Raw genomic sequence first — 3,983 nt, 5'->3', positions numbered from 1 at the left:
GTCATGCAAACACGGATGGCTACAGGGCTTACAACGACGAACTTCCAAAAGTAAAACACATTGTTAGCAAGCTGTATACACAGCGTATTGAGTGTGCACATCTGACACTGCGTAACCGATTGCAACGGCTCAATCGCAAGAAGCCCGGATATTCAAAATCATCCAAAATGCACGATAGGATCATCGGTACTTACATCGAACGCGAGTACTACGTTTGATGCTACATCAACTTATTGAATACACGACACTTTTTTTAATTCTTGTATTGCCTGGCCTGCTATAAATCCTATCTCTCTGGCCTCCGCCACTATTCTTCATTGCTGTACTGACTGCTTTATCAAGCAGCCAGTGTTTTGTTTATGCCTCATCGCTGAAGGGCATTCCCTTAAAATTTCATTGTGCTGGTTATGAAATAATCATCGTCACACATGTTGTCGCTGTCTTGGCAACCTGCTGTATAGCCGTTAGTCGTGAAATGATGAGTAATTAACCAAGGGTACAAGCGTAATGATGACAAAAAATGGCGGAGTCACTCTATCACCGCAAGTGAATGGAACAAATACCACCCGCATCGGGGACGATGATACGAATACCCGTACTGAGCCAACAAAAGCGACACCAAAAGGCAAACTGCAACGGCTGTTATCGGGCATCAGCAACCGTTCTTGCTCCTTTTCTACTACGGTAAAAAAGGTATTTGTCGGTCTCAGTGACGTATTCAAGGCCATCACGACGAAATGGGGAAGTTATGCGTCCACCCCCTCGCGTATGCCGATGCAAAAGGCTTCCGCTGCTGATGCGAAGGCTCAGTACAATACGCTGCTGTTAGATTTGGTCTCTGGTGAGAGTGCGAACACGGTGACGCCAAAAAACATCTTGAGTCCGCTGCTTAACGATGGAAAGCCAGTTCCTAGTGATAGGAGCAGTAACAGCGACAAAGATAAAAAAATGATTTTTGATTACCTCCTTAAAAATCCAACGAGCCATTTGTTTAGTAGTGACAATATCCGTTGTCAAGGTGATTACATTTATTTCAACAAGCCTATTTCACTGGTTCGACAGGGTGACGATCTCTTATTTATCACCAATCCTATGGAAGGACGGGCGATCTCTAGGGTGAAGATTGATACGCGTAGTGGAACCGGTGGGGAGTTCCGTGGTGAAACCGCCATGAAGGTTTTGCGAGACAAAACGCTAACATTCACGAGTCTGGCAGATCTATGCCAAAAAATGACCGCAAATCCGCAACGTAATATCAAGGCGATGCAAACAGGAAACGCCCTCGCTAATGCATTTAATGCGAATAAAAAAGAGGCCGCATTTTTACTGTATGGACAACACAGAGATCTTTTTAATGCATTCGTTATGGTGACGGGGGCAGGGGATTGCGTTTCTAAGTTCGACTATGCAGCTCTGTCCCATCCGACCCAATGGTACAGCGCTGAGGTGAGCAGAGAAAATGTGCATTCTAGAGCGAATGTTGTGCCAGACAATATGTCATCCAGTGTGTCTGACAAGACTCTGTCGGCTATGCTTCGCACTATCAGCACTGGTCAGGGACATGTGTTGGCAATGGCTAAACGTTTTGATGCGCAACCGTCTATTACTGACAATGCTTCGGTTAAGCACGATGCACCAACCCGCAAGCTGAAGATATCTTCTAATATTCAGGACCTACAAAATACATTGAATGCAAATATTAACCAGAATAAGCCGCTAGGTGGCGGTATTCACCAACGCTAGCGGTGAGTGGTAAGCGAAAACGCCGCATCCCTTGCGGGATACGGGGTATTGCGTCGATAAGAATAAGGTTAACACGCGCAGATTGACACGGTCGTCATCGGGTTCGCCGCTTTGTTTACCTCGGGCATATTCAACGGATACCATGGCGCTGTTAGGGCTGGCCATCTGACTGGTACTCAGACGTAAGCCCATCCCGTACGCGCTGCCGTGCACTTCTTTTTGTTCTAACGCCGTTGGTTTCGAGAGCCCAACGGTGCCCAGTGAGCCAAAGGCGTAAGGCATCAGCGCGTGACCAAAGGTCGGTGCCCAGGAAAAGGCGCCTAATGGTTGTGGAAGGCCGACTTCGGTGCGCCCTACCAACGCACTGTCACCGCTCATCGTGCCGGAGTCGAAAGCGGAGATCCAACTTGAACCACCCATAGAGACCTGCTCGGAAGAGGGCAATACGTTATTGAATGCCGTTTGTGCCAATCCCGCCAGAGAGAGCTGCACCTTGCCGTCAGCCAGCCCCTGGCTGTAGTTCATGGTCAGTTCCAGTTTTTGAAAATCGGGTTTGGCACCGTCTTTGCTCATGGGGAGATCCGCATTTCCCTTTCTGGCTCCGAGCCCATCTATGCCGAAAGAGGCGGTCAGGGAGGAGGAAAAGCGGGAGGCGTAATCAGTCGTGACATCGAAGGACTGCGTCAGACGCAAGACTCGGAGCTTATCCTGCGTGAACGGGATATCGAGACTGTTGAGTTGCAGATTCTGCTGCTCATTCTGAATATCTAAAGCCATCAGCGTCGACGTATTGATGTCGCGGGCGCGCAACCAATGGTATCCCACGCGGGTTGAGAAACGGTGATACCGATCGCGGGTGGTGACGGCCGTTTCTGATGTCGGTTTGGTTCGGCTATCAACCCCTTCAAGGTTTAGCCAGAAGCCGTCAGTGCCCAAGGAGACCACAAGCCCAAGCGCAAACTGGCGGCTGCGTGGCTCGCTGTCCATGATGGGATCATCGCCACGTGGATAACCGTTCAACCGCATATAGAGCTGATCGCCTAAACCGGTGATGTTGTTGAGCTCTCCGCCGACGCAGAGTGAATATTTGCCAAGCTCATCAGACTGAACGTTATCGAGTGAAACGCTGCCGGTGATAGGGTTATAACGCCCATCGACGATCAACACGGTTGATCCCGGTTTGCTTCCCGGTTGCAAGGTGGATTTAAGCATTACGCCCGGCGTATCGCCCGCCAGCAGTAAACGACGTTCGAGCATGCTACGCGTAAGGCGCTTTTCTCCTACCAGTGGAGCCAGCATGCTTTCCATACGGCGGCGCGCCGTGATCGGAAAGGCGGAAGCATCGATTTTTTCAATAAAGCCATCGGTGACGATGACTCTTAGCGGTGCGCCGTCATTAATTTTCTGAGGCGGCAAAGTGACGCGCGTTAGCAGGTAGCCTGCCTTGGCATACGCTGCTTCCAACTCTCGTACCGCAGCAAATAGCAGGGCAGCCGAGACTCTCTTGTCTTTCAGCGTGGACGCAATGCGGGCCGTTTCTTGCGCCAGTTCAGGGTAGCCGCCTTCAACGATGATGCCTGATGGTACAACGTACAACTGCTCTGAACCTTGCGGCGCATGCAGACCCGCGGTTGCTGGCAATGTGATCCGCCCGCTGTCCCGCTGCTGAACAGGGGCATAAGTGGGTTGCGCTAATTGACCCGCAGATGGCGCAGCCGATGCTGCGCTTGTGTTGAGGCCGATACCGATGCACAGGCTGAGCAGTGTCGGTGACAAAAATGCTGGTGAAAATAAAGGTGATACTCGCATAAAAAATCTCTTTTTATTATTTGCCTGAGAAAGAAAGTGCGTAGTCCGCGCCTAACATACATACCGCGCCTGCAAGGCGAGTCTCGACAGTAGCCATAACGTTATTATTGGCACTGCTGCCACACCGTTGTCCCTGTATCGCCGGGGCCGTAGTGGCATCGTGCGTGACAACCATGTTGGAGCCCGTCAGCTGTTGCGTCAGGTTTTGCGTAGCGAAGTGGTTACCAATATTGGCTGCGAGCGGTAAATAAGTGGGGATTGGCAGATCGACGGTTAATGCCCTATTCACATGGCTTTGTTGAATAAATAGAACTTTTGGGTAATCATCGGAGCAGATCACCACAGTTGTTTCAAAATCAGGTATCCATGGCAAAACAAAATTTTAAAATCACCAACTGGCCCTCTTATAACAAGGCCCTCAAGCAGCGCGG

Annotated in this window: 4 protein-coding genes; 2 read left to right on the top strand and 2 right to left on the bottom strand. The window is 50.2% G+C overall.

The genetic code is table 11. The annotated features are described in order from the left end of the window. Both QZ506_RS04680 and QZ506_RS04675 read left to right on the top strand, forming a co-directional pair. Window positions 1-218, top strand: a 218-nt coding sequence (locus QZ506_RS04680; protein WP_291969398.1) for an IS1 family transposase, incomplete at its 5' end; no start/stop codon positions are given. 289 nt (window positions 219-507) lie between these two features. Then, window positions 508-1,743, top strand: coding sequence for a hypothetical protein (locus QZ506_RS04675; protein WP_291969396.1), 1,236 nt, complete (start codon window positions 508-510; stop codon window positions 1,741-1,743). Here the strand turns inward: QZ506_RS04675 and QZ506_RS04670 are convergent. Next, complete coding sequence (locus tag QZ506_RS04670; RefSeq protein WP_291969394.1) at window positions 1,717-3,552, bottom strand: ShlB/FhaC/HecB family hemolysin secretion/activation protein; 1,836 nt, start codon at window positions 3,550-3,552, stop codon at window positions 1,717-1,719. The two genes, QZ506_RS04675 and QZ506_RS04670, sit on opposite strands and share 27 nt — an antisense overlap. Before the next feature lie 16 nt (window positions 3,553-3,568). Next, window positions 3,569-3,895, bottom strand: a complete 327-nt coding sequence (locus QZ506_RS04665) for a hypothetical protein (protein WP_291969392.1) — start codon at window positions 3,893-3,895, stop codon at window positions 3,569-3,571. Between the last annotated feature and the right edge of the window lie 88 nt (window positions 3,896-3,983).

The organism is Candidatus Symbiopectobacterium sp. (genome assembly GCF_020054415.1).
Lineage (GTDB): Bacteria > Pseudomonadota > Gammaproteobacteria > Enterobacterales > Enterobacteriaceae > Symbiopectobacterium.
The sequence above is the reverse complement of the archived record's forward strand: the minus strand, read 5'-3'. Positions and strand labels throughout refer to the sequence as shown.